21 protein-coding genes and 1 pseudogene are annotated in these 20,066 nt (G+C 65.0%); 14 read left to right on the plus strand and 8 right to left on the minus strand.

The genetic code is table 11. The features are described from left to right. The first annotated feature begins 57 nt into the window (after nucleotides 1-57). Together KZ686_RS18750 and KZ686_RS18755 are read left to right on the plus strand one after the other, a co-directional pair. Nucleotides 58-717 (plus strand): uracil-DNA glycosylase family protein, encoded by a 660-nt coding sequence (locus KZ686_RS18750; protein WP_265634852.1) that lies wholly within the window; start codon nucleotides 58-60, stop codon nucleotides 715-717. Between the two features lie 433 nt (nucleotides 718-1,150). Beyond that, nucleotides 1,151-1,639, plus strand: a complete 489-nt coding sequence (locus tag KZ686_RS18755; RefSeq protein WP_265634854.1) for a YtxH domain-containing protein — start codon at nucleotides 1,151-1,153, stop codon at nucleotides 1,637-1,639. A 212-nt stretch (nucleotides 1,640-1,851) separates the two neighbouring features. On the opposite strand, the gene KZ686_RS18760 is transcribed toward KZ686_RS18755, so the two are convergent. Next, entirely contained in the window at nucleotides 1,852-2,823 is a 972-nt protein-coding gene (locus KZ686_RS18760) for a Bug family tripartite tricarboxylate transporter substrate binding protein (protein WP_265634857.1), read from the minus strand. Between the two features lie 461 nt (nucleotides 2,824-3,284). Here KZ686_RS18760 and KZ686_RS18765 point away from each other — a divergent pair, with 461 nt between their 5' ends. Beyond that, nucleotides 3,285-5,156: a CocE/NonD family hydrolase gene (locus KZ686_RS18765; RefSeq protein WP_265634859.1), complete on the plus strand. Its 1,872-nt coding sequence runs from the start codon at nucleotides 3,285-3,287 to the stop codon at nucleotides 5,154-5,156. A gap of 116 nt (nucleotides 5,157-5,272) precedes the next feature. Continuing rightward, nucleotides 5,273-6,256, plus strand: a complete 984-nt coding sequence (locus KZ686_RS18770; RefSeq protein WP_265634861.1) for a LysR substrate-binding domain-containing protein — start codon at nucleotides 5,273-5,275, stop codon at nucleotides 6,254-6,256. 61 nt (nucleotides 6,257-6,317) lie between these two features. Here the strand turns inward: KZ686_RS18770 and KZ686_RS18775 are convergent, their stop codons facing one another. From KZ686_RS18775 to KZ686_RS18795, 5 genes are all read right to left on the minus strand, one after another. Then, nucleotides 6,318-6,995: an alpha/beta hydrolase gene (locus KZ686_RS18775; RefSeq protein WP_265634863.1), complete on the minus strand. Its 678-nt coding sequence runs from the start codon at nucleotides 6,993-6,995 to the stop codon at nucleotides 6,318-6,320. 148 nt (nucleotides 6,996-7,143) lie between these two features. Beyond that, nucleotides 7,144-7,584, minus strand: a complete 441-nt coding sequence (locus KZ686_RS18780) for a P-loop NTPase family protein (RefSeq protein WP_265634865.1) — start codon at nucleotides 7,582-7,584, stop codon at nucleotides 7,144-7,146. A gap of 93 nt (nucleotides 7,585-7,677) precedes the next feature. Then, nucleotides 7,678-8,112 (minus strand): hypothetical protein, encoded by a 435-nt coding sequence (locus KZ686_RS18785; RefSeq protein WP_265634868.1) that lies wholly within the window; start codon nucleotides 8,110-8,112, stop codon nucleotides 7,678-7,680. A 198-nt stretch (nucleotides 8,113-8,310) separates the two neighbouring features. Next, nucleotides 8,311-8,586 carry a hypothetical protein gene (locus KZ686_RS18790; protein ID WP_265634870.1) on the minus strand — a complete coding sequence of 92 codons (276 nt, stop codon included), beginning with the start codon at nucleotides 8,584-8,586 and terminating at the stop codon, nucleotides 8,311-8,313. A 173-nt stretch (nucleotides 8,587-8,759) separates the two neighbouring features. Then, nucleotides 8,760-9,665 carry a LysR family transcriptional regulator gene (locus tag KZ686_RS18795; protein ID WP_265634872.1) on the minus strand — a complete coding sequence of 302 codons (906 nt, stop codon included), beginning with the start codon at nucleotides 9,663-9,665 and terminating at the stop codon, nucleotides 8,760-8,762. 147 nt (nucleotides 9,666-9,812) lie between these two features. On the opposite strand from KZ686_RS18795, the gene KZ686_RS18800 reads away from it, so the two are divergent. From KZ686_RS18800 to KZ686_RS18835, 8 genes are all read left to right on the plus strand, one after another. After that, nucleotides 9,813-10,811, plus strand: a complete 999-nt coding sequence (locus KZ686_RS18800; RefSeq protein WP_265634874.1) for a 2Fe-2S iron-sulfur cluster-binding protein — start codon at nucleotides 9,813-9,815, stop codon at nucleotides 10,809-10,811. A gap of 66 nt (nucleotides 10,812-10,877) precedes the next feature. Beyond that, nucleotides 10,878-12,131 carry an aromatic ring-hydroxylating dioxygenase subunit alpha gene (locus KZ686_RS18805; protein WP_265634875.1) on the plus strand — a complete coding sequence of 418 codons (1,254 nt, stop codon included), beginning with the start codon at nucleotides 10,878-10,880 and terminating at the stop codon, nucleotides 12,129-12,131. A 2-nt stretch (nucleotides 12,132-12,133) separates the two neighbouring features. Next, complete coding sequence (locus KZ686_RS18810) at nucleotides 12,134-12,604, plus strand: aromatic-ring-hydroxylating dioxygenase subunit beta (RefSeq protein WP_265634877.1); 471 nt, start codon at nucleotides 12,134-12,136, stop codon at nucleotides 12,602-12,604. Nucleotides 12,605-12,618: 14 nt separating this feature from the next. Beyond that, nucleotides 12,619-12,966 carry a non-heme iron oxygenase ferredoxin subunit gene (locus tag KZ686_RS18815; protein WP_265634879.1) on the plus strand — a complete coding sequence of 116 codons (348 nt, stop codon included), beginning with the start codon at nucleotides 12,619-12,621 and terminating at the stop codon, nucleotides 12,964-12,966. Between the two features lie 97 nt (nucleotides 12,967-13,063). Beyond that, nucleotides 13,064-13,759 carry a GntR family transcriptional regulator gene (locus KZ686_RS18820; protein WP_407648598.1) on the plus strand — a complete coding sequence of 232 codons (696 nt, stop codon included), beginning with the start codon at nucleotides 13,064-13,066 and terminating at the stop codon, nucleotides 13,757-13,759. Between the two features lie 32 nt (nucleotides 13,760-13,791). Next, nucleotides 13,792-14,469, plus strand: coding sequence for a DUF2848 domain-containing protein (locus tag KZ686_RS18825; protein WP_150084615.1), 678 nt, complete (start codon nucleotides 13,792-13,794; stop codon nucleotides 14,467-14,469). After that, nucleotides 14,466-15,788: an amidase gene (locus tag KZ686_RS18830; RefSeq protein WP_265634881.1), complete on the plus strand. Its 1,323-nt coding sequence runs from the start codon at nucleotides 14,466-14,468 to the stop codon at nucleotides 15,786-15,788. Before KZ686_RS18825 ends, KZ686_RS18830 begins: the two co-directional genes overlap by 4 nt. Nucleotides 15,789-16,000: 212 nt before the next feature. After that, entirely contained in the window at nucleotides 16,001-17,338 is a 1,338-nt protein-coding gene (locus KZ686_RS18835) for an MFS transporter (protein ID WP_149319468.1), read from the plus strand. A 95-nt stretch (nucleotides 17,339-17,433) separates the two neighbouring features. Here KZ686_RS18835 and KZ686_RS18840 read toward each other — a convergent pair whose 3' ends face one another. Next, nucleotides 17,434-18,276: an AraC family transcriptional regulator gene (locus KZ686_RS18840; RefSeq protein ID WP_265634883.1), complete on the minus strand. Its 843-nt coding sequence runs from the start codon at nucleotides 18,274-18,276 to the stop codon at nucleotides 17,434-17,436. A gap of 145 nt (nucleotides 18,277-18,421) precedes the next feature. Here KZ686_RS18840 and KZ686_RS18845 point away from each other — a divergent pair, with 145 nt between their 5' ends. Both KZ686_RS18845 and KZ686_RS18850 read left to right on the plus strand, forming a co-directional pair. After that, complete coding sequence (locus KZ686_RS18845; protein ID WP_265635304.1) at nucleotides 18,422-18,967, plus strand: carboxymuconolactone decarboxylase family protein; 546 nt, start codon at nucleotides 18,422-18,424, stop codon at nucleotides 18,965-18,967. Between the two features lie 105 nt (nucleotides 18,968-19,072). Continuing rightward, nucleotides 19,073-19,809: pseudogene (locus KZ686_RS18850) on the plus strand (glutamine amidotransferase). Between the two features lie 9 nt (nucleotides 19,810-19,818). On the opposite strand, the gene KZ686_RS18855 reads toward KZ686_RS18850, so the two are convergent. Further along, nucleotides 19,819-20,049, minus strand: coding sequence for a hypothetical protein (locus KZ686_RS18855; protein WP_265634885.1), 231 nt, complete (start codon nucleotides 20,047-20,049; stop codon nucleotides 19,819-19,821). Between the last annotated feature and the right edge of the window lie 17 nt (nucleotides 20,050-20,066).

The following is a 20,066-nucleotide window of genomic DNA, read 5'->3' on the forward strand; positions in this document are numbered from 1 at the left end:
GGATGGCCCCGAAGCCACCGCCTCTACGGCAACTACCGCCGCGCAGCTTCCTTTGATATGAAGGCACAACGCATCACCAATCTCGACACACTGCTCTCCGAGGTCCGGGCCTGCAGGGCCTGCGAACCGGATTTGCCGCTCGGCGCCCGCCCTGTACTGCAGGCCTCGCCGCAATCCCGCATCCTGATCGTCGGCCAGGCGCCGGGGACGAAGGTCCACCAGACTGGCATCCCATGGAACGACGCCAGCGGCAAGCGGCTGCGTGAGTGGCTGGGCGTCGATGCCGAGACGTTCTACGACCCGACCCGATTTGCCATCGTGCCGATGGGCCTCTGCTATCCCGGCCGCGCTGCCAGTGGCGACAAGCCGCCGCGGCCGGAGTGCGCGCCGATGTGGATGGACCGGATTCTGGCCGGGCTGGAGCACATCGAGCTGACGCTGCTCGTCGGCCTCCATGCGCAGCGGTATTTTCTCGGCGCCGCGAACAAGCCGTCGCTGACCGAGACCGTGATGGCGTGGGCGGAATATGGGCCGCGATATGTTCCGCTGCCGCATCCCTCGCCGCGCAATGTGGCGTGGTTCCAGCGGAACGCGTGGTTCGGTGAAGAGGTGGTGCCGATGTTGAAGACGCGCGTGGCCGAAGTATTGGAGAACGACGGGGTCAATGAGGCGGAAAAGGCGGCACCACGTCGAATCGCGGCGAAGCCGCGTCCCTAAAGCCTCTCTGCAAATCCTTCTGCCAGCGCTTCTGTCAGCGCTTCTGCCGGCCCTCTTGCCAGCCCTTCTACCAGCCCTTCTGCAGGCCCCCTCTGCAGGCCCCCTCTGCAGCCCCCCTCTGCAGGCCCCCTCTGCAGGCCCCCTCTGCAGGCCCGCTCTGCAGGCTTCCTCTGCAGGCCCCTCTGCAGGCGTCTCTGCAACACTGATTTCCCCATCGGTAAATTTCACCTCCCCGCCGGGGCGCCGGATCGCTTTATCTGCGAGCTCGCACGCCGCTTTCGCCCACCACGCCGGCTCCCCTTCCGCACCGTCGAACTGGCACACCTGATGCTCCCCGCTTTAAGCGCTTCCCCGCCGCCGGGCGGGGGGTGTAGCCATTGTTCTCAAGGAGGCGCAAATGAACGACGGAATGCACGAGGAGCGGCGGGAAGGCATGCAGCGCGACACGCACGGCAGCAAGCCGGGCCTGCTGCCATTTGCGGTCGCGGCGGCGGTTGGCGCGGCGATCATGTACCTGTTCGATCCGCAGTCGGGCCGCCGGCGCCGCGCGGAGCTGCGCGACAAGGCCGAGGCAAGCCGCCACGACATGCAGGATCTCGCGGAGAAGCAGGCAAAACGGATCACCGACCGGATGCAGGGCATCGCGGCGAAGGTACGTAGCGCGACCGGCCTGGGCAAGCACGCGGCCGATGACAACACCATCGCCGAGCGCGTTCGCGCGGAAATGGGCCGTCTCGTGGGCCACCCCGGCGCGATCGACGTGGCCGTGGTCGGCGGGCGAGTCTGGTTGAGCGGACACATCCTGTCGGCCGAACACGAGGCACTGATCGCGGCCGTGCGGGCCATCGCCGGCGTACAGGATGTCGACGATCGCCTGACCGTGCACGAGGAAGCCGGCAACGTGCCGGAGTTGCAGAGTTAGCGGTATGGCGCTGCCGCCCGACAGGCTGGTCTTCCCCGGCCCTGCGGAAGTTCGGCGGTGTGCGAAGTCAGGTCACCGGGCCCCCGCGTGCGGGGGGCGACAGCGACCTTATTCGACGCCGCCGGGCTGCGGGCTCAAATAACCCCTTGAATAGCCCCTCGAATAGCCCTTGAATGGCCCCCTTGAATGGCCGTCCTTGAGCTGTCCGACCGTCACGAGTTCTGAATCCCGCGCCGCTTGATGAATTCGCCCCACACCTTGGCGTCCGTCACGGCGCGCTGCTTGATCGCCTCGGCCGACCCTGCCAGCGGCTCCAGATAGAGCGACGCCAGCTTGCTCTTGACCTGCGGATCCGACAGGAAGGCCTGCACGGACGCATTCAGCCGAGCCACCACCTTGGCATCCATATTGGCCGGCCCGAGCAAGGCGTACCAGCCAGGCATCACGGGCACGTCCAGACCCGCTTCCTTGACCGTCGGCACATTGGGCAATTCCTTGGCGCGCTTCTGCCCGACGATCGCCACCGGCACCACGTTGCCGCCGGTGATCTGGGGCAGCGCCGAACCGATCACGCTGACCATCGCATCGACTTCACCGGCGATCACGCCGGTCAGTGCCGGACCCGAGCCCTTGTACGCGGCATGCGTCAGCTTGATGCCGGCCTTGTCGGCCAGCATCTCCATCGCCAGATGCGTGGAATTGCCGACGCCGGCGCTGCCGAAGGTCAGTCCGCCCGGCTTGGCCTTCGCCTTCTCGATGAACTGGGCCATCGACGTGATGCCGCTGGCCTTGCTGGTCACCAGCACGAACGGCGTATCGACCACGGGAGCAATGAAGGTGAAGTCCTTCTGCGGATCGTAGGGCAGCGACTTGTACAGATGCTGGTTGAAGCTGACCTGCGACACACCGGTCAGCAGCAGCGTGTAGCCGTCGGCGGGCTGCTTGGCCACGAAGGACGTGCCGATGATGCCGTTGGCGCCGGCGCGATTGTCGACCACCACGGACTGTCCCAGCTCCTGGCTCAGCTTGTCGCCCAGCATCCGCGCCACCACGTCGCCCCCCGAGCCCGCCGACTGCGGCACGATCAGCCGGACAGGACGGTTGGGATAGGCATCCTGCGCCATCGCGGCGCCGGACAGCGTCATCAGGGCCGCCATCGCGGCGCTCATCAAGGAACGGTACATCTGCAGTTCTCCCCAATCATGCGAATTGAAATGGTCTCGACGGCTGCGGTTCGCTGGCTGCGTTTCGCTGGCTGCGTTCGCTGGCTCCATTGGCACCGGCGCGCCACGCGCCTTCCCATCGGCGCAATGCGCCGCCATCGATCCGGCTTGTAGAGCGATGGTAAGAATTCGCGCGAGTGCCAACCAATACGGAATCTCGATGTCGCCATAGGTCGAACCTATGGCGGATTCCGGGCTGCCCCTCCCGGGGGCATCGGGAATCGCCGCGGTGCATGCCCCGCGTTTTGCATCGGCATTCGGCCCCGCTTTGGCGCATCTCGATGCGCTCGCGGCCGATCTTGCGCGCCGCGGCGCAGCATGCCATAGGCCAGCCCTATATCCATATCGGCATTTCGTCTTTCCGGGGCTCGGGGGGCGCTGCTTACCATTGCCGCAAGCCAACCGACCTCAACGCAAGATTCATGTCCGATATCGATCTCCGCGGCAATGCCTGGAAAACGCCGGCCAGCGCCTATCTCGAAGCGCGCCCCTCGCGCTTTTCTGTTCCCGATGCGCCGCTGTCCTGTTATGTGACGATGCGCGACGGATGCCGGCTCGCGGTCGATGTCTTCGTGCCGCAGCCGCTGGAGGCCGAAGGGCCGGTCCGCGACAACGATGCGCCGGCGCGCTATCCGACCATCGTCATCTTCACGCCCTATTTCCGCCGTTTCCGGCTGCGCGAGCCCGGTGCGGAGCCGAGCCCGAATACCGCTAAATACCGCGACGCCTTCGTACCGAAGGGCTATGCCGTGGTGGTGGTCGACGTACGCGGCACCGGCGCCAGCTTCGGCACGCGTGACGCGCTGCGTTCGCCGACCGAGCGTGACGACTATTTCGAGATCGCGGACTGGATCGTGGCGCAGCCTTGGTCCAATGGCCGCATCGGCTCGACCGGCATCTCCTATCTGGGCGCGGCCGCCTGTTTCCTGGCCAGCACGGGCCATCCCGCGGTCAAGGCGATCGCCCCGCTGTTCGCGGTCTCCGACATCTACAGCGAGCAGCTGTACCCGGGCGGCCTGCTGTCCAAGGTCTGGGTGCAGGCCTATGACGAACTGATGGTCGCGCTCGATCAGGACGATCGCGCGCTGCTGGCCCGCTATCCCTACTTCAACGATCCGCGCTTCGATGGACCGGAGCGGGTCGACACCGACACCGACGGCAGCCTGGTACAAGCGGCTATCGAACAGCACCGCAACAACTTCGCGCTGGCCGATCTGGCGCCGGAGTTCGCCTTCCGCGATGGCGCCACGCAGCACGATCCGGCGCTCGATTCGGGGAGCTGCAGCCCCTATCGCTATCTCGACGGCATTGCGCCGGATGTCGCGGTGTATTCGATCTCGGGCTGGTACGACGGCGGCGGCTATGCGAATGGCGCGATCACGCGCTTCCTGTCGCTGCCCGATCACGATAGCCGACTGCTGCTGGGACCCTGGGACCACGGCGCTCGCACCAATATCTCGCCGTGGCGCAACCACGCCGCCTCCGACTTCCCGCTGCTGGCCGAGGTACTGCGCTTCTTCGATCATCATCTGATGCAATTGCCCACCGGGCTCGAGCATGAGGCCCGCGTCCACTACTACAGCGTGCACGACGAGCAATGGCATGCGGCCGCGACCTGGCCCCCGGTGCCGGTGGATGACACGCAGCGGCTGTATCTGAGCGCGGATGCGGAAAGCCTGTCGCCGGCATGTCCCGCGGCGGAATCGGACCGCGACACGATGGCCGACTTCAACTGGTCCACCGGCCGCCAAACCCGCTATGAGCGGCTCGGCGCGGCCAATATCGAGGACTACTACCCGGACTGGAGTGAACGGCAGCAGGACCTGCTGTCCTTCGATGGCGCGGTGCTGACGGCGCCGCTGTCGATCGCCGGCCATGTCGTGCTGAACATTGGCCTCGCCAGCTCGCAGCCCGACGCCGCGCTGCATGTCTTCCTGTCCGAGGTCGAGGCGTCCGGGCAAGTGCGCTACATCACCGAAGGCATGCTGCGCGCGCTGCATCGCAGGACCGCGCCGTGCCCGCCGGAATACCGCACCACGTGGCCCTACCGCACGTTCGCGAAGGCCGACGCGGCGCGTCTGGTGCCGGGGCAGACCGAGCGCCTGCACTTTGCGATGCTGCCCGTCGCGTGGACGTTGGCCGCCGGAAGCCGGCTGCGTCTGTCGATCGCCGGCGCGGACCGTGGGCACTTCCCGCAGGTGCCACATGGCCGTCCGCCGCGGCTGTCGATCCGGCTCGGCGGCGAGCTGGCTTCGTATCTGGATCTGCCGATTCGCAGCTCATCCCTCGGTTAGTCCCGCGGCTGGGTCCGTGGCTGGCCCCGCTGCTGGAACGCGCAGCGGGGCGCCGGCGGATGCTACATTGCCGGCGTGCCCCGCCACCGATCCGGCCGCATTCGCGACCGATTGGCGTGGGCCACCATGCCACCGCCTCGCCGAATATGGACCTGAAGCAGTTGCGCTATTTCGCGCGCATCGTCGAACTCGAGAGCATCACCGCCGCGGCCGATGCGCTCCATATCGCCCAGCCCTCGCTGAGCCAGCACGTCGCCAACCTCGAAGCCGAACTCGACGCCAGATTGCTGGTGCGCGGCCCCTCGGGCACCAGACCCACCGACACCGGCCTTATCCTCTACCGCCACGCCAAGATGGTGCTGCGGCAGATGGAAGAGGCCAAGGCCGCGGTACAGCACGGCCGCGACGTGCCATGCGGCCACGTCAGCGTGGGATTGCCGACCAGCACCTCCCGCGTGCTGGCCCTGCCGCTGCTGCGGCATGTGACCGAGCACTTCCCCGATATCACGCTGGAGATCGTCGAAGGCTCCAGCGCCGATCTGGCCGAATCGTTGGCGCTGCAGAAGCTCGATCTCGCCGTGGCAATGGACGTGCAGCAGCGTCCCAACATGCAGTCGACCCCGCTGCTCGACGAACAGCTGATGCTGGTCGGCCGGCCAATTCCAGAACGTCCGGGACATCCGGGACATCCCCACGCCATCACGCTGGCGCAGGCCGCGGCGCTGCCGCTGCTGCTGCCCAGCTTCCCCAATTCGGTCCGCGTGCTGTGCGACCGCGCGCTGGTCAGTGCCGGCCTGCAATGCCGCCTGGTCGCGGAGACCAGCGCGGTATCGGTGCTGCTGTCCGCGGTGCGCGAGGGACTGGGATGGACCATCCTGCCGTGGTCGGCGCTGGCCGGCGACGAAGATGAAGCGCTCGCGGCGATGTCGATCGCCGACGCGACGCTGGAGCGGCGCGTCAGCCTGTGCCTGTCGTCGTCGGCAAGCCTGAGCCTGGCGTGCCGCAGCGTCGAGGCCGCGCTGCAGACCATCGTGTCCGAGATGGTCGCGAGCGGGCAGTGGAAGGGGGTCAGGCTGATCGGCGGAGCTTCGCCGGGCTAGGCGAGGCCCATGCGGCTGATCGGCGCAGCTGGGCCGGGCTGACGAGGCCCACGCGGCCGATTCACGCCTCGGCGGATGCGGGCGGGCGCTCCAGATAGCTGGCGACCTGGCGCCTCAGCACCGGCAGCTTGCCAGTAAAGAAATGGTCCGCGCCGGGCACCACCACGACGGGCAGCTGCTGCGGACGGGCCCAATCGAAGATGGCCGACAGCGCGACGCGCTCGTCGTTCTCCCCATGAATCACCAGTGCATTGGCGGGGACCGGCGGCGTATCGTAGCTGCGGTGATTCGCAACGGGGCCGGACGGCATGCCGGTCAGAATCAGATGATCGATCGCGATGCCGCGTTGCGCAAGCTGGACCGATGCCAACGCCGCAACGAAGGCGCCGAAGGAGAAGCCCGCCAGCGCCAGCGGCAGACCCGGGTACTGCTCGCGCAGATGGTCGACCACCGCCAGCATGTCGTTCGTCTCGCCGACACCGGCGTCGTGCTCGCCCTGCGTCGCGCCGACGCCGCGGAAATTCGGTCGCACCGCGAGAAAGCCATGCGCGGTCAATTCGCGGGCCAGCTGGTGCGGCACCTTGTGGTCAGCGGTGCCGCCCTGCATGGGATGAGGATGGCCGACCACGGCAATGCCCTGTACCGCGTCTTTCGGCGAGTCGATCAGCAATTCGATATCGCCAGCCTCGCCAAGAATCAGCGTGCGGGTCGTCGTTCCGGGGGTGATTGTCAGTGCCATGGCTTGTCTTCGATCGTTTGGACGCGGAGCCCGTGCTGGTCCGCTGTGCAATGATCGAATGGTAAGGCAATTGGTTGATGAGGGCCTTTGTTGGGATGCGGCCCGATGGGATTGATTGATTGCGACGACGGTGGTCACGTCCCGCACCCTACTGTTCGCCAGCCCTGGTTGCCTCTGCATGGCGCAATACGATGTCGGCCGTTTCGTCAACCGTCATGGCGGAGGTATCGAGCCACAAGCCGATTCGCGGCGTGTGCTCCAGCCCTGCAGCCAGCGACGCAGGGGTCCAATCACCGGCATAGGCGGTCTTGCGCCGTTCGGCATCGCGCCGCGCGACCACGTCCAACGCGGGGTTGAGCACCAGTACGCCGGGGGACCATCCGGATAGCCTCGTGTGGACCTCGTTCAGATACTCGCCGAGTATCACGTCCTGATAGATCACGGTGAAGCCCGCATCGGCATAGGCTTCGCACGCGTCGCACGCCAGGCGGTAGCGCAGCGAGAGTTGTTGCAAGGCCTCGTGCGTCAGTTCGGCTGTGATCTCCGCTCTGCCGTTCACGATCAGAATACCCGCCCCCAATTGGATCATCAGAGAACTTCAATGCCATAAAGAACGCGACAAAGAAGATGAAATGATCAAAAAATAATTCTTCTTCTCACCCGATGAAATTGATTAAGACTCTCAATTATTGTCATTATCACTATTACCACTAATTTGCGTCGATGCTTCGGAGATCTCTGTGCTATCTTGCGCGAATTCCGTATGACGTTTCGTCATGCGAAGTTCTTTAATGAGCTGGTACGTGATGCTAACAAAGATGGTGCAAAGTACGGGCAGTCCGACCAATACTGGCTTCCATCCCGCACAGCGAGCAAGCGAAAAGATCAATATTACACCCGCCAAACCAAGAAGCGCCATATATGCCACGGCAGCCCGCCGCCATACGCCCATATTTGCGATTTCTCGTGCACGATCTTCGCGCTCCCTGTTATCGGCACATACATTGCGCTTGCTCGGTTCAGGTATTTTCATCATTGTCGCCATAGGTGCGCTTCGCTTTTCGCCAAGCGGATTCTTCGAATGGGCAAAGGCCAAGCGCCTGCGCTTTTGCTGCATATCCTCCAATCGCCGTCAGTGTCAGGTCGAGTGTGCAGCCACTACCCTCCACGTCCCGGCAGCTACAAGCTTTATCGCCAGGAACATTATCAATGCCGCCAGAACGACCAAGGCGGTCATAACCCATCCTTTCAGCTTTCCATCATTTTGCAATCTCAATTGCTCAACCCATCCTCGAATCTTCGCCATGCAACTGCCCTACGGTCGTTCCTTTGGCGACGTTATCCGGCCAACAAAGACGCAAATTACAGCCAATGCGCCGCACCCTATTGAAACAGCGATTGCAACAGGCGCCCACGCTTTCTGCACAGCGGTTCTCCAGCCAAGCGCGTCAACCAACGACAAAATCAAACAGGCTTGCACAATCACAATTGTCGCAATAAATACCAATAGATAGCTATACTTCTTTGCCCATTCGAAAAGGGGAGGCCCAATCAAACCTGAAATCAATCCGCGGACGATATCGTCATTCACAAGCATCATCTCCAATCGAGCGCAACTCTATAGTATTGCGGCATCTTGACCTGCTCGGTCCCGAGTCTGTCCCAACAACTTCTTAACGGTGTCGAAGTCACGAAGTTTTCCCTACTGAAGTCCGGTCTCGAAATGCTTCAGCCGCGGCGCCGATCTTGCCTTGCGGGGCGCGCTCACCCCTCCGCAAACAACTCAAAAATCAAATCCCTCAACCACTGATTGCCGGGATCCCGGTGATAGCGCCCATGCCAGAACAGATTGATCTGGATGTCCGGCAGATCCACCGGATGGCGGATCGATTTGAGGCCGAAATACGCGGCGCTGCGCTCGGCGAACTTCTCGGTGACGGTCGCCACCAGGTCCGTGGTGGCGACGATATCGGCCAGCGCGACGAAATGCGGCACGCGCAGGCGGATGTTGCGGCGGACCCCGAGCTTGGCGAGGATTTCGTCGACGCGGGCGTGGCCGGTGCCGGCCGCGGTTACCACGACGTGGTCCGCGCGCTCGAAGTCCTGCAGTCGCACGGTACGCTTGTCCAGCGCATGGCCCGCGCGAAACATGCAGACGTAGCGCTGGCGAAACAGCCGGCGCTGGTAGAACTCGGATGGCAGTTCGGGCAGATGGCCCACCGCGAGATCGACCTGTCCCATGCTCATCGCGTCGGCGAGGTCGATCGCGGTATTGCGCACGGTGGCGATCGACACGCCGGGTGCCCTTTCGCGCAGCGCGCTCATCAGCCTGGGAATGAAGTGCACCTCGCCGATATCGGTCATCGCCAGCTGGAAGCTGCGGTCGCTGCGCAATGGGTCGAACTCGACCTTGCGGTTCAGGGCTGACTGCAGGGCGTCCAATGCATAGGCGACCGGTTCGGCAAGGTCTTCTGCCACCGGCGTCGGCAACATCCCCTTGGCGCTGCGCACGAACAACTGGTCATCGAAGATTCGCCGCAGGCGGGCCAGCGCGTTGCTGACGGCCGGTTGCGTCAGGCCGAGTTCGCGGGCCGTTCCCGACACGGTACGCAGCCGCAGCAGGTGTTCGAACACGACGAGCAGATTCAGATCGACGTCCTGCAGCCGCATGCCTCCCCCTTTCTCGTTATCACTTTGGTGAATGGGTCATATAAGCGGGATTCTATTGGTTTATCACCGGTGATGTCCGATGATGGGTCCGGACCATAACGACCACACCCACAACAACCACAACAACAACGACGAACCGGAGACGACATGGAAGTCCGCGTCCTACCCCATGGACAGCGTCTGGACGTGCCGCAGGGCGAGAATCTGCTGCGCGCGTTGCAGCAGCATGGCGTGCCGATCTCGTACAGCTGCATGGCGGGCCGCTGCGGCACCTGCCGCTGTCGTCTGCTCGAGGGCGATGTGCGGCCAGCCGGCGATGACAGCGCCCACGCCCCCATCAACGACGATGAGCAAGGCGGACGTGCCCTGCTCGCCTGCCAATCGATGGTGATGGGTCCCTGTACCATCGAGATCCCCGAGCCCGACGAGGTGGTGGTCCATCCATCTCGCATCGTGAAGGGCACGGTGACCGCACTGGCGGACCTGACGCACGACATCAAGCTGATCCGACTGGCGCCGTCCAAGCCGTTATCGTTCTCTCCGGGCCAGTACGCGACGCTGCAATTCACGCCGGACCATATTCGCCCCTACTCCATGGCACGGCTGCCGGGCGATGGCGAACTGGAATTTCATGTGCGGATGGTTCCGCAAGGCCGCGTCACCGGCTATATCCGTGAACAGCTGAAGGTCGGCGATACCGTTCGCGTCAGCGGGCCGCTTGGCACGTCCTATCTGCGCACGCGTAACGACGATCCCATTCTTTGCATTGCCGGAGGGACGGGCCTGGCGCCGGTGCTCGCCATCGTGCGAGGCGCGATCGCCGCCGGGCTCTCGAATCCCATCCATCTGTACTTCGGCATTCGATCGCCGCGCGACGCGTATGGGCTGGACTGGTTGAACGAACTGGCACAGCGGCATCCGCGCCTGCGAATCGATGTGGTTTCCACTGAGACGGGCAGCGACCGCGATCTGCGCACCGGGCTCGTCACGGAAGCGGTCGCGCACGACTACGCCGATTTGAACGGATGGCGTGCCTATCTATGTGGCGCACCGCCGATGGTCGAGGCCGCGACGGTACTGCTGCGCGATCGCGGCATCCAAGCCGACCATATCTACGCGGACGCCTTCTACGCATCGAACGATTGATCCACCCGCGCCCCGAATGCACTGACCAACGACCGCCAACCATCCACAAAAAGCAGGAGACATCCCATGGACAGCAACGCCCCACGCAGCGACCCGATATGGGCAGACGACGGCATCAGCCGCATCCCATTTCGCGTCTACACCGACCAGCAGCTCTATCAGCGCGAACTGCAACGCTGCTTCTATCGCGGCCATTGGAACTATGTCGCCCTGGAGGCCGAGATTCCCAATCCCGGCGATTTCAAGCGCACCGCGATCGGTGAGCGCTCCGTCATCGTGATCCGCGATGCGGACGGCGATATCAATGTGGTCGAAAACGTCTGCGCGCATCGCGGCATGAAGTTCTGCCGCGAGCGCAGCGGTAATCGCAAGGACTTCCACTGTCCGTATCACCAGTGGAACTACGACCTGAAGGGCAATCTGCAGGGCGTGCCGTTTCGGCGCGGGGTCAAGCAGGACGGCAAGATCAACGGCGGCATGCCCGCGGATTTCCGGCCGGAGGAACACGGCCTGACCAGGCTGAAGGTCGCGACGCGCGGCGGCGTGGTCTTCGCGTCGTTCGATCACGAGGTCGAGCCGCTGGAGACCTATCTTGGCCCGGACATCCTCGGCTACTTCGATCGTCTGTTCAACGGCCGCAAGCTGAAGCTGCTCGGCTACAACAAGCAGCGCATCCCGGGCAATTGGAAGCTGATGCAGGAGAACATCAAGGACCCCTACCACCCCGGCCTGCTGCATACGTGGTTCGTGACCTTCGGCCTCTGGCGCGCCGACAACAAGGCGCGCCTGGTCATGGACCAGCATTTGCGTCACGCCGCGATGGTTTCGACGCGCGGACAGGGCGGAAAGAGCGACGTGACTTCGGGCGTCGCCAGCTTCAAGGACCAGATGACATTGCAGGACGACCGGCTGCTCGACATCGTGCACGAGCCCTGGTGGGGCGAACCCACCGCGGTGATGATGACCATCTTTCCGAGCGTGATCTTCCAGCAGCAGGTCAATTCGGTGTCCACGCGGCATATCCAGCCGCGCGGTCCCGATACCTTCGATTTCGTCTGGACACACTTCGGCTTCGAGGACGACGACGAGACCATGACGCGCCGCCGCCTGCGCCAGGCCAATCTGTTCGGCCCCGCCGGCTTCGTCTCTGCCGACGACGGCGAGGCCATCGAATGCTCGCAGCAAGGCTTTGCGCAAAAGCCATGGCATCGCGTGCTGGCCGAACTGGGCGGACGCACCGCGGAGAACACGGACCATATGGTGACCGAGACGCTGATTCGCGGCATGTACGCCTACTGGCGCAAGGTAATGGAGGTCTGAAGATGGAATTCGCCGACTACCACGCGTTGCTGACCTTGTACGCCAATTACGCCAGCGTCGTCGACAACGGCGACTGGGACCGCTGGCCCGATTTCTTCACCGACGACTGCGTCTACAAGGTCCAGCCGCGAGAGAACCACGAACGCGGCCTGCCGCTGGCGACGCTGTCGTTCGAGAGCAAGGCCATGCTGCGCGATCGCATCTACGGCATTCGCGAGACGCTGTTCCATGACCCCTATTACCAGCGCCACATCGTCGGCGCGCCGCTGGTGCGCAGCGCCGACGGCGAGCGCATCGTATCCGAGGCCAATTACGCGGTACTGCGCACCAAACCCGATCAGCTGACCGATGTGCTGAACGCCGGCCGCTATCTCGACACCGTCGTGCGCACGCCCGATGGCCTGCGTTTCGCCTCGCGGCTTTGCATATTCGACAGCGAGATGATCCCCAACTCGCTGATCTATCCGATCTGATGCTGGAGACAACGATGACCGAAGGCTGGACCGAGGCCGCTCCGCTTGCGAGCGTGCCGCAGGATGACGTGATCGCCGTGGATGTGAGTGGGCGCGAGATAGCGTTGTACGGCGTCGATGGCGAGATCTATGCCACCGACAACCTCTGCACGCATGGCCACGCGAGGCTGTGCGACGGGTTCCTCGACGGACACGAGATCGAATGCCCGTTGCATCAGGGCAAGTTCGACGTCCGGACCGGTGCGGCCGTGTGCGCGCCGGTGACGGAGGGCGTTCGCAGCTATCCGGTGCGGGTCCAGGGCGGGAAGGTCTTTATCGACCTCGGCGCCCATAACGCCGCGCGGGGAGAACCGCCCGCCTGAAGGCAGCTCCGCGTAAATCCTGATAAATCCGGCCCTTGTTCTCTGTGAAATATCACACTAGTATCACTCCAACTTCAGAGAGAACGAGAACCGGACCGTGGCGACATCCATTCGACTGGTAGGAACCGACGACGACAGTGGCAAGCAGACCGCCTCCCAGACCGGGGCGGCCATGCGCGAGCTGGCCTATACGGAAATCAAGCGGCGCATCATTTCATGCGAATTCCGGCCTGGCGAGCCATTGAACGAGGCCCAGGTCGCGGCCATGCTCAGGCTGGGCCGCACGCCGGTCCATCAGGCGCTGCATCGGCTGGAGGTCGAAGGGCTGGTGTCGATCATGCCGCGCAAGGGCGTGCTGGTGACCCCGCTGTCCCTGAACGAAGTGCTGGACATGATCGAGGTTCGCGCTACCAACGAGGTGCTGTGCGCCACGCTGGCCTGCGAGCGCGGCCACGACAGCGATTTCAAGGCAATGCGCGACATCGTCGATCGCTCGCCCCCGCTGATCGCCGGTCGTGACATCCCCGCGCTGGCATCGCTGGACCTGAAGTTCCATACGGCGATGTCCGCCGCCTCCCGCAATCGGGTACTGGCCGAATTGCTGCGCGGCCTGCACGAAAAGCAGGCGCGCTTCTGGTTCCTGTCGCTGTCCGACCCGCAGCATCTCGAGAACGTCTACCAGGAGCACCTGGAGATCGTCGACGCGCTGGAGCGCCGGGATGTGCCGGCGGTGCGGGAAGCGGTCCGCACGCATATCGACGAATTCCGGAAGAACATCATCCGGACGCTCTAACCCCCTCTTTTCCCCAATCAAGGTAGTACGCAATGCCGACACTGCATTTCCAAGTCGCCGGCGGGGGCGAACTCGCCCTCGACATTCAACGTCTGATCATCGCCGGATGGACCGGGCGCGATCTCGAGGCCGTCCAGCACCATATCGAAGAGCTGCAGGCCATCGGCGTGAAGCCGCCCGCCAGCGTGCCGACCTTCTATCCGCTGGCGGCGTCGCTGCTGACCACGGCCGATGTCATCGAGGTGCCGCGCGACGACTCCTCCGGCGAAATCGAAGTGGTGCTGCTGCAGGCGGGCGATGGACTGTACGTCGGCGTCGGCTCGGACCACACCGACCGCAAGGTCGAGGCCTATGACGTGACGGTGTCCAAGCAGATGTGCGACAAGCCGGTCGGCAAGCAGGTCTGGCGCTTCGAGGAAGTGGCCGACCACTGGGACAGCCTCGAGATGCGCTGCTGGCGCGTGCGCGACGGCGAGCGCGCGCTGTACCAGGAAGGCAAGGTCACGCGCCTGCTCGACCCGCGAGAGCTGATCCAGCGCCTGACCGGCGAGTCGTCGCTGCCGGCTGGCACGGCGATGTTCTGCGGAACCCAGGCGGTGATCGGCGAGCTCGGCCATGGCGAGGCCTTCGAGGTCGAACTGCATGACCCGGTGCGCAACCGCACGCTGCGCCACGCGTATCGCGTCGAAAGCCTGGCGGTGGCCGAATGAGCGAGTCGACCATTGCGGCGCTGGCGGCCAGGCTGGCTGCCGGACAGACCACCAGCGTCGCGCTGACCGAGCAGGCGCTGGCGCGCATCGACAGCCATCGCCGTGCCGGCGGTGTTGCCTTTATCGAAGTGGACGAGGCCGGCGCGCTCGCCGCTGCGCGCGCCGCCGACCAGGCACGCGCCGCCGGGCTGGTGGCCTCGCCGCTCGCCGGCCTGCCGGTGTCCATCAAGGACCTGTTCGATGTGCGCGGACAAGTGACCCGCGCCGGCTCGCGCGTGCTCGACGGCAATGCGCCGGCGACCGCGGACTCGCCCGCCGTGGCGCGCCTGCGTGCTGCCGGTGCGGTGCTGATCGGTCGCACCAATATGAGCGAGTTCGCGTTCTCGGGACTGGGCCTGAACCCCCACTACGGCACGCCGCGCACGCCTCTCGACACCGAGCGGATCGCCGGAGGGTCCACCTCTGGCGGCGCGGTCAGCGTCGCAGGCGGCATGGCGGTGGCCGCGCTAGGCACCGATACCGGGGGCTCGATCCGCATTCCGTCGGCGTTCTGCGGCCTGACCGGTTTCAAGCCGACCGCGCGCCGCGTGCCGCTGGATGGCGCCGTGCCGCTGTCGACGTCGCTGGATTCTGCCGGCCCGTTGGCCCGATCGGTTGCGTGCTGCGCGGCCATCGATGCCGTGCTGAGCGGCGAAGCACTGGACGCGCGTCCGGCTTCGCTGGCAGGGCTGCGCCTCTACGTGACCCGCGATTTCGTTTGCGATGGCCTGGAGGCCGAGGTCGCCCAGGCATTCGAGGACATGCTGTCGCGGCTGTCGGCGCAAGGCGCGCGCATCGTGCCGTTCGACTTCCCCGAGCTGCGTCGCCTGCCCGAGATCAACGCGGCCGGCGGCCTGACGGCGGCCGAGGCGTGGGCGCTGCATCGCGAGTGGCTGTCGCGCGATGGCGATCGCTACGACCAGCGGGTTGCGCAGCGCATCCGGCGCGGCGAGCAACTGAGCGCGGCAGATTACATCACGCTGCTCGCCGAGCGTCGCGCGATGCAGCGCCAAGCCGCCGAGCGGCTGCGCGATGCCGATGCGTGGCTGATGCCCACCGTCGCGATGCGCCCGCCGCGGCTCGATGCGTTGGACCGTGACGAGGACTTCTTCGCGACCAACGGACTGGTGCTGCGCAACCCGAGCGTGATCAATTTCCTGGACGGCTGCGCGGTGTCATTGCCGGTCGCACCCGGCATCGGCCTCGGCGTTTGCGGCCTGCATGGCCAGGACGCCCGCGTGCTGCAGGTCGCCGGATCGATCGAACCGCTGCTGCGCTGATGCGGCCCTGCGTGCGGTCGGCGCGCAGTCAACCGCGGTAGGCGCGGCAGGCGCGCAGTCGCGCCCCATCGCGGCGATCCAGCAGCCGCACGCGGCACGCCGCGGCAGAGAGAAGACTGCGCCGCCACTGCGGTGCCCCCCAGCACAGCGACCCTCCGAGGGCTGCGCCAATGCAGCGCAGCCCCGCCCACCACACCCAAGGAGCAACACCGATGTCTTCCGTGATGAGCGGCGCCGCGGGCGCCTTAGAGAACTTGCAGCCCACCGAGGTGGCGCGGCAATGCGAAGTGGCATATCGCAAGATCGCCATCCGCCTGATTCCCTTTCTGGTCTTTCTCTTCATCCTCGCCTGGATCGACCGCGTCAACGTGGGCTTCGCCAAGCTGCAGATGCTGCAGGATCTGCAATTCAGCGAAGCGGTGTACGGCTTCGGCGCCGGCATCTTCTTCCTCGGTTATTTCCTGTTCGAGGTGCCGAGCAACCTGCTGCTCGAGAAGATCGGCGCGCGCAAGACGCTGGCTCGCATCACGATCCTGTGGGGACTCGCGTCGATGGCGATGATCTTCGTCAAGACGCCGATGCAGTTCTACGCGCTGCGCTTCCTGCTGGGCGTGTTCGAGGCGGGCTTCTTCCCCGGCGTCGTGCTGTATCTGACGTACTGGTTCCCGGCGGCACGGCGCGCGCGCATCAACGGCCTGTTCATGACGTCGTTCGCCATCGCCGGCGTGATCGGCGGCCCGCTGGCCGGCTTCATCATGACGACGATGGATGGCGTCGACGGGCTTGCCAACTGGCAATGGCTGTTTGTGCTCGAAGGCATTCCGTCGGTGCTCGCCGGCATCGCCGTGATGATGTACCTGCCGGAAAAGCCGGCAAACGCGCGCTGGCTGTCCGACGCCGAGAAGCAACTGGTCACGCGCACCATCGAGGCCGAGAATCGCGATCCGGCCAAGCACTCGACGCTGAAAGCCGCGTTCGCCAATTCCCGCGTGTGGATCTGCGCCGCGATCTACTTCTGCGTCGTGAGCGGCAATGCCACCATCGCGTTCTGGTCGCCGTCGATCATCAAGGAACTGGGGGTGCAGGGCAATCTTCAAATCGGCCTGGTATCGGCCATCCCGTTCATCGCCGGCACCATCGCCATGGTCCTCAACGGCATTCACTCGGACCGCAGCGGCGAACGCCGGATGCACTGCGCGATGGCGACGTTGCTGGCGGCCGTTGGCCTGACGCTGACCGGTCTATGGCTGCACAGTGCGATGCTGGCCCTGGTGGCGCTGACGCTGGCGTCGATCGGCATCCTGGCCGCGTTCCCGGTGTTCTGGTCGCTGCCGTCGGCCTTTCTCGCCGGCACCGCTGCCGCCGGCGGCATCGCGCTGATCAACTCGATCGGCAACCTTGCTGGATTCGTGGCGCCGTACATGATCGGCTGGTTCAAGACCAATACCGGCCAGCTGTCGTCGGGCCTGTACTTCGTGGCGTTCCTGGAGGCGTGCGCGACCGTGCTGGTGCTGGCGGCCATACGCGGCCGCGCCGCGGTGGTTCGCTGACCCAGGTATTGCGCTCGCCTGCAGAGAAACTCGCAAGGCAACGCGTGGGCGGAACGCGAAAGCCCGCCTCGTCGCCCGATTGACGGCGGCGCTCGCTACAGGGACTCCGCCAGCCACTTTCGCGGCGACATCCCCATCCGCTGCCGGAATGCCTTCGAGAAAGACGACGCGCTGGCAAACCCGAGCTCCGTGGCGATCAGGTTCACCGGTCGCCCGGAGCGCATCATCGATGCGCCGAGGCTGAGCCGCCAGTCCGTCAGATACGCCGCTGGCGTCGTACCGGTCGCGTCCTTGAACGCCGCGGCAAACGCGCTGCGGGACATGCCCGCGGTCGAGGCCATCCGTGCCAGCGACCAGTCCTCATACGGCGAACGATGCAGCGCGACGAGCGCCTTCGCCAGGCGCGGGTCGGACAGCCCCATGATCAATCCGCTCGTCACACCGACCTCCGCGGGATGGTCGATGATCCAGCGCAGCAGCTGGATCAGCACGACCTCGAACAATCGGTCTGCCAGCACGCGGGAGCCGCAGCGGACGTGATCCGCCTCGGCGAACAGCAGGTCCAGCGCAGGCCGCAGCCCTTCCACCGTGTCCAGCGGCACCCGGACCAGCGACGGCAGCGATTGCACGATCGGGTTTCGTTCGCAGCCGTCGAAATCCAGCGTCGCACAAGTGAAATCCGAGCCGTCCTCGGGCGGATTGACGAACTGATGGTGCACGGGCCGGGGATAGAGCAGCAGCGTCGGCTCGGCGAGGTGGACACGCGGCACGTCTGTGTCGCCGGGCCGGTGCCGCACTTCCATCTCGCCACGGCGAAGGACGTGCAGGAAGGCGCGCCCCGGCAGCGGCTCGAAGGTCGATCGTCCGCACAGCTTGCCGGTATGGAACAGCCTGGTACGGACACGGAACCGGTCCAGCAATGCGGTCAGCCGATCCACCGAATCGGCCGTGGTCTGCGCGAGCGTTTCGGATGGAAGGACAAGTTTCATGGACGTTATTGCACCTTGCGTCCAGACATTCTACCTACCATTGATTCCGACCGCTCCATTCGGACGGCAGCCTTCCACCTCAAGGAGTGACCACATGTCTCGTGTCCCGCTGATCGATCCCCATCACACCACCGCGGACCGCCAGGCGCTGCTGGCGCAGATCCACGGCGCGTTCGGCGCCACGCCGAACATGTTCAAAGCCGTGGCCAACTCTCCTGCCGCGCCGCGGAGCATGTGGGGCAGCTTCGGCGCGCTCGGCAGCGGCGTCATTCCGGCTCGGCTTGGCGAGCAGATCGCCGTGGCGATAGCGAACCGCAATGCGTGCGAATACTGCCTCGCGGCCCACACGGCGCTGGGCCGCAAGGCGGGCGCCAGCGCCGAGGAAATGTCCGCGGCGCAGGGTGGCGAATCCACCGATCCCAAGACCGCCGCGGCCCTGCGCTTCGCATTGAGAGTCGTGGAGGCGCGCGGGCAGGTCAACGATGCCGATGTGCGGGCCGTTCGTGAGGCAGGCTTCAGCGACGAGGAAATCGTCGAGATCCTCGCGCACGTGGCGCTGAACCTGTTCACCAATTACGTCAATGTGGCATTCGCCGTGCCGGTGGACTTTCCGGCGGTGAAGCTGCGCGCCGCGGCGTAAGCGGGCTCGCCATGGCGTCGGGGCGGCCGGAGCATCCGCCCCCGCCCCGCCGATCGAATTGCCAGCCAATATCGCAAATCGCTTGATTGAATGGAGCAGAGCCGCATGCATCGCACCGCATTGGCGATCCGTCATGTTGCCTTTGAAGACCTCGGCATCATTGAACCGCTATTGATCGAGCCCGGCTATACGGTCCGCTATCTGGAGGCCGGTGTCGACGCGATCGACAGCGCGACAGTGACGGCGGCGGATCTGTTGGTGGTGCTGGGTGGCCCGATCGGTGTGTACGAGACCCATCGCTACCCCTTTCTCGCCCCGGAGAAGGACGCCATCGCGGCGCGGCTCAGGCAGGACAAGCCGACCCTGGGCATCTGCCTCGGCGCGCAACTGATGGCGGCAGCGTTGGGGCAACGGTGACGCCGACAGGCAAGGTGGAAATCGGCTACGGGGCACTGACTCTGACCGGGGAAGGCCGAGCCTCGCCATTGCGGCATGTCGGCGAAATTCCAGTACTGCATTGGCATGGCGACCAGTTCGCGATTCCGCAGAGGGCATCGCGTTTGGCTGAAACCGCGGGATTCCCCAATCAGGCATTTGCGCTAGGGCCGCATATTCTCGGCCTGCAATTTCATCTCGAGGCCGATCACCGGCAGATCGAGCGCTGGTTGATCGGCCATGCGCATGAACTGGCGGCGCATCGGCTGGACATCGCGGCGATCCGCGCGGATGCGGCGCGGCATGGTTCGGTACTCGAGCGCGCCGCCCGTGCCGTCATCGGCGAATGGCTCGATCGGGCGACGATGGGGTTGAAGGGCAAGGCACCACACCAGCCTCGAGGGTAGCTTCCTGCCTTATCGCGTCACACTGACACCGGCATCCACCGTGCCGTACATGGTGATGCCTGATTGCCGGTCGCCGGAGGCGCCGGTGCTGGTGCAGCCGACTATCGCTCCCAGCAGGAAGACCAGACTCACCGCACTGAAGAATCCTTTTTTCATGACATTGCCCATTTCGGTCCAAATCCAGGTTGGACGATTTCGGGATGCGCGAGGTTCCAGGTATGCAGCGACTTCGGCCGTCACCGGTTATCTCCGTCGAT

The organism is Cupriavidus cauae (assembly GCF_026210475.1).
Lineage (GTDB): Bacteria > Pseudomonadota > Gammaproteobacteria > Burkholderiales > Burkholderiaceae > Cupriavidus > Cupriavidus cauae.

Coding starts and splice junctions, on each gene's coding strand:
- KZ686_RS18750 (WP_265634852.1), top strand. CDS start 58: ATGAAGGCACAACGCATCACCAATCTCGACACACTGCTCTCCGAGGTC.
- KZ686_RS18755 (WP_265634854.1), top strand. CDS start 1,151: ATGCAGCGCGACACGCACGGCAGCAAGCCGGGCCTGCTGCCATTTGCG.
- KZ686_RS18760 (WP_265634857.1), bottom strand. CDS start 2,823: ATGTACCGTTCCTTGATGAGCGCCGCGATGGCGGCCCTGATGACGCTG.
- KZ686_RS18765 (WP_265634859.1), top strand. CDS start 3,285: ATGTCCGATATCGATCTCCGCGGCAATGCCTGGAAAACGCCGGCCAGC.
- KZ686_RS18775 (WP_265634863.1), bottom strand. CDS start 6,995: ATGGCACTGACAATCACCCCCGGAACGACGACCCGCACGCTGATTCTT.
- KZ686_RS18780 (WP_265634865.1), bottom strand. CDS start 7,584: ATGATCCAATTGGGGGCGGGTATTCTGATCGTGAACGGCAGAGCGGAG.
- KZ686_RS18785 (WP_265634868.1), bottom strand. CDS start 8,112: ATGCAGCAAAAGCGCAGGCGCTTGGCCTTTGCCCATTCGAAGAATCCG.
- KZ686_RS18795 (WP_265634872.1), bottom strand. CDS start 9,665: ATGCGGCTGCAGGACGTCGATCTGAATCTGCTCGTCGTGTTCGAACAC.
- KZ686_RS18800 (WP_265634874.1), top strand. CDS start 9,813: ATGGAAGTCCGCGTCCTACCCCATGGACAGCGTCTGGACGTGCCGCAG.
- KZ686_RS18805 (WP_265634875.1), top strand. CDS start 10,878: ATGGACAGCAACGCCCCACGCAGCGACCCGATATGGGCAGACGACGGC.
- KZ686_RS18810 (WP_265634877.1), top strand. CDS start 12,134: ATGGAATTCGCCGACTACCACGCGTTGCTGACCTTGTACGCCAATTAC.
- KZ686_RS18815 (WP_265634879.1), top strand. CDS start 12,619: ATGACCGAAGGCTGGACCGAGGCCGCTCCGCTTGCGAGCGTGCCGCAG.
- KZ686_RS18825 (WP_150084615.1), top strand. CDS start 13,792: ATGCCGACACTGCATTTCCAAGTCGCCGGCGGGGGCGAACTCGCCCTC.
- KZ686_RS18830 (WP_265634881.1), top strand. CDS start 14,466: ATGAGCGAGTCGACCATTGCGGCGCTGGCGGCCAGGCTGGCTGCCGGA.
- KZ686_RS18835 (WP_149319468.1), top strand. CDS start 16,001: ATGTCTTCCGTGATGAGCGGCGCCGCGGGCGCCTTAGAGAACTTGCAG.
- KZ686_RS18845 (WP_265635304.1), top strand. CDS start 18,422: ATGTCTCGTGTCCCGCTGATCGATCCCCATCACACCACCGCGGACCGC.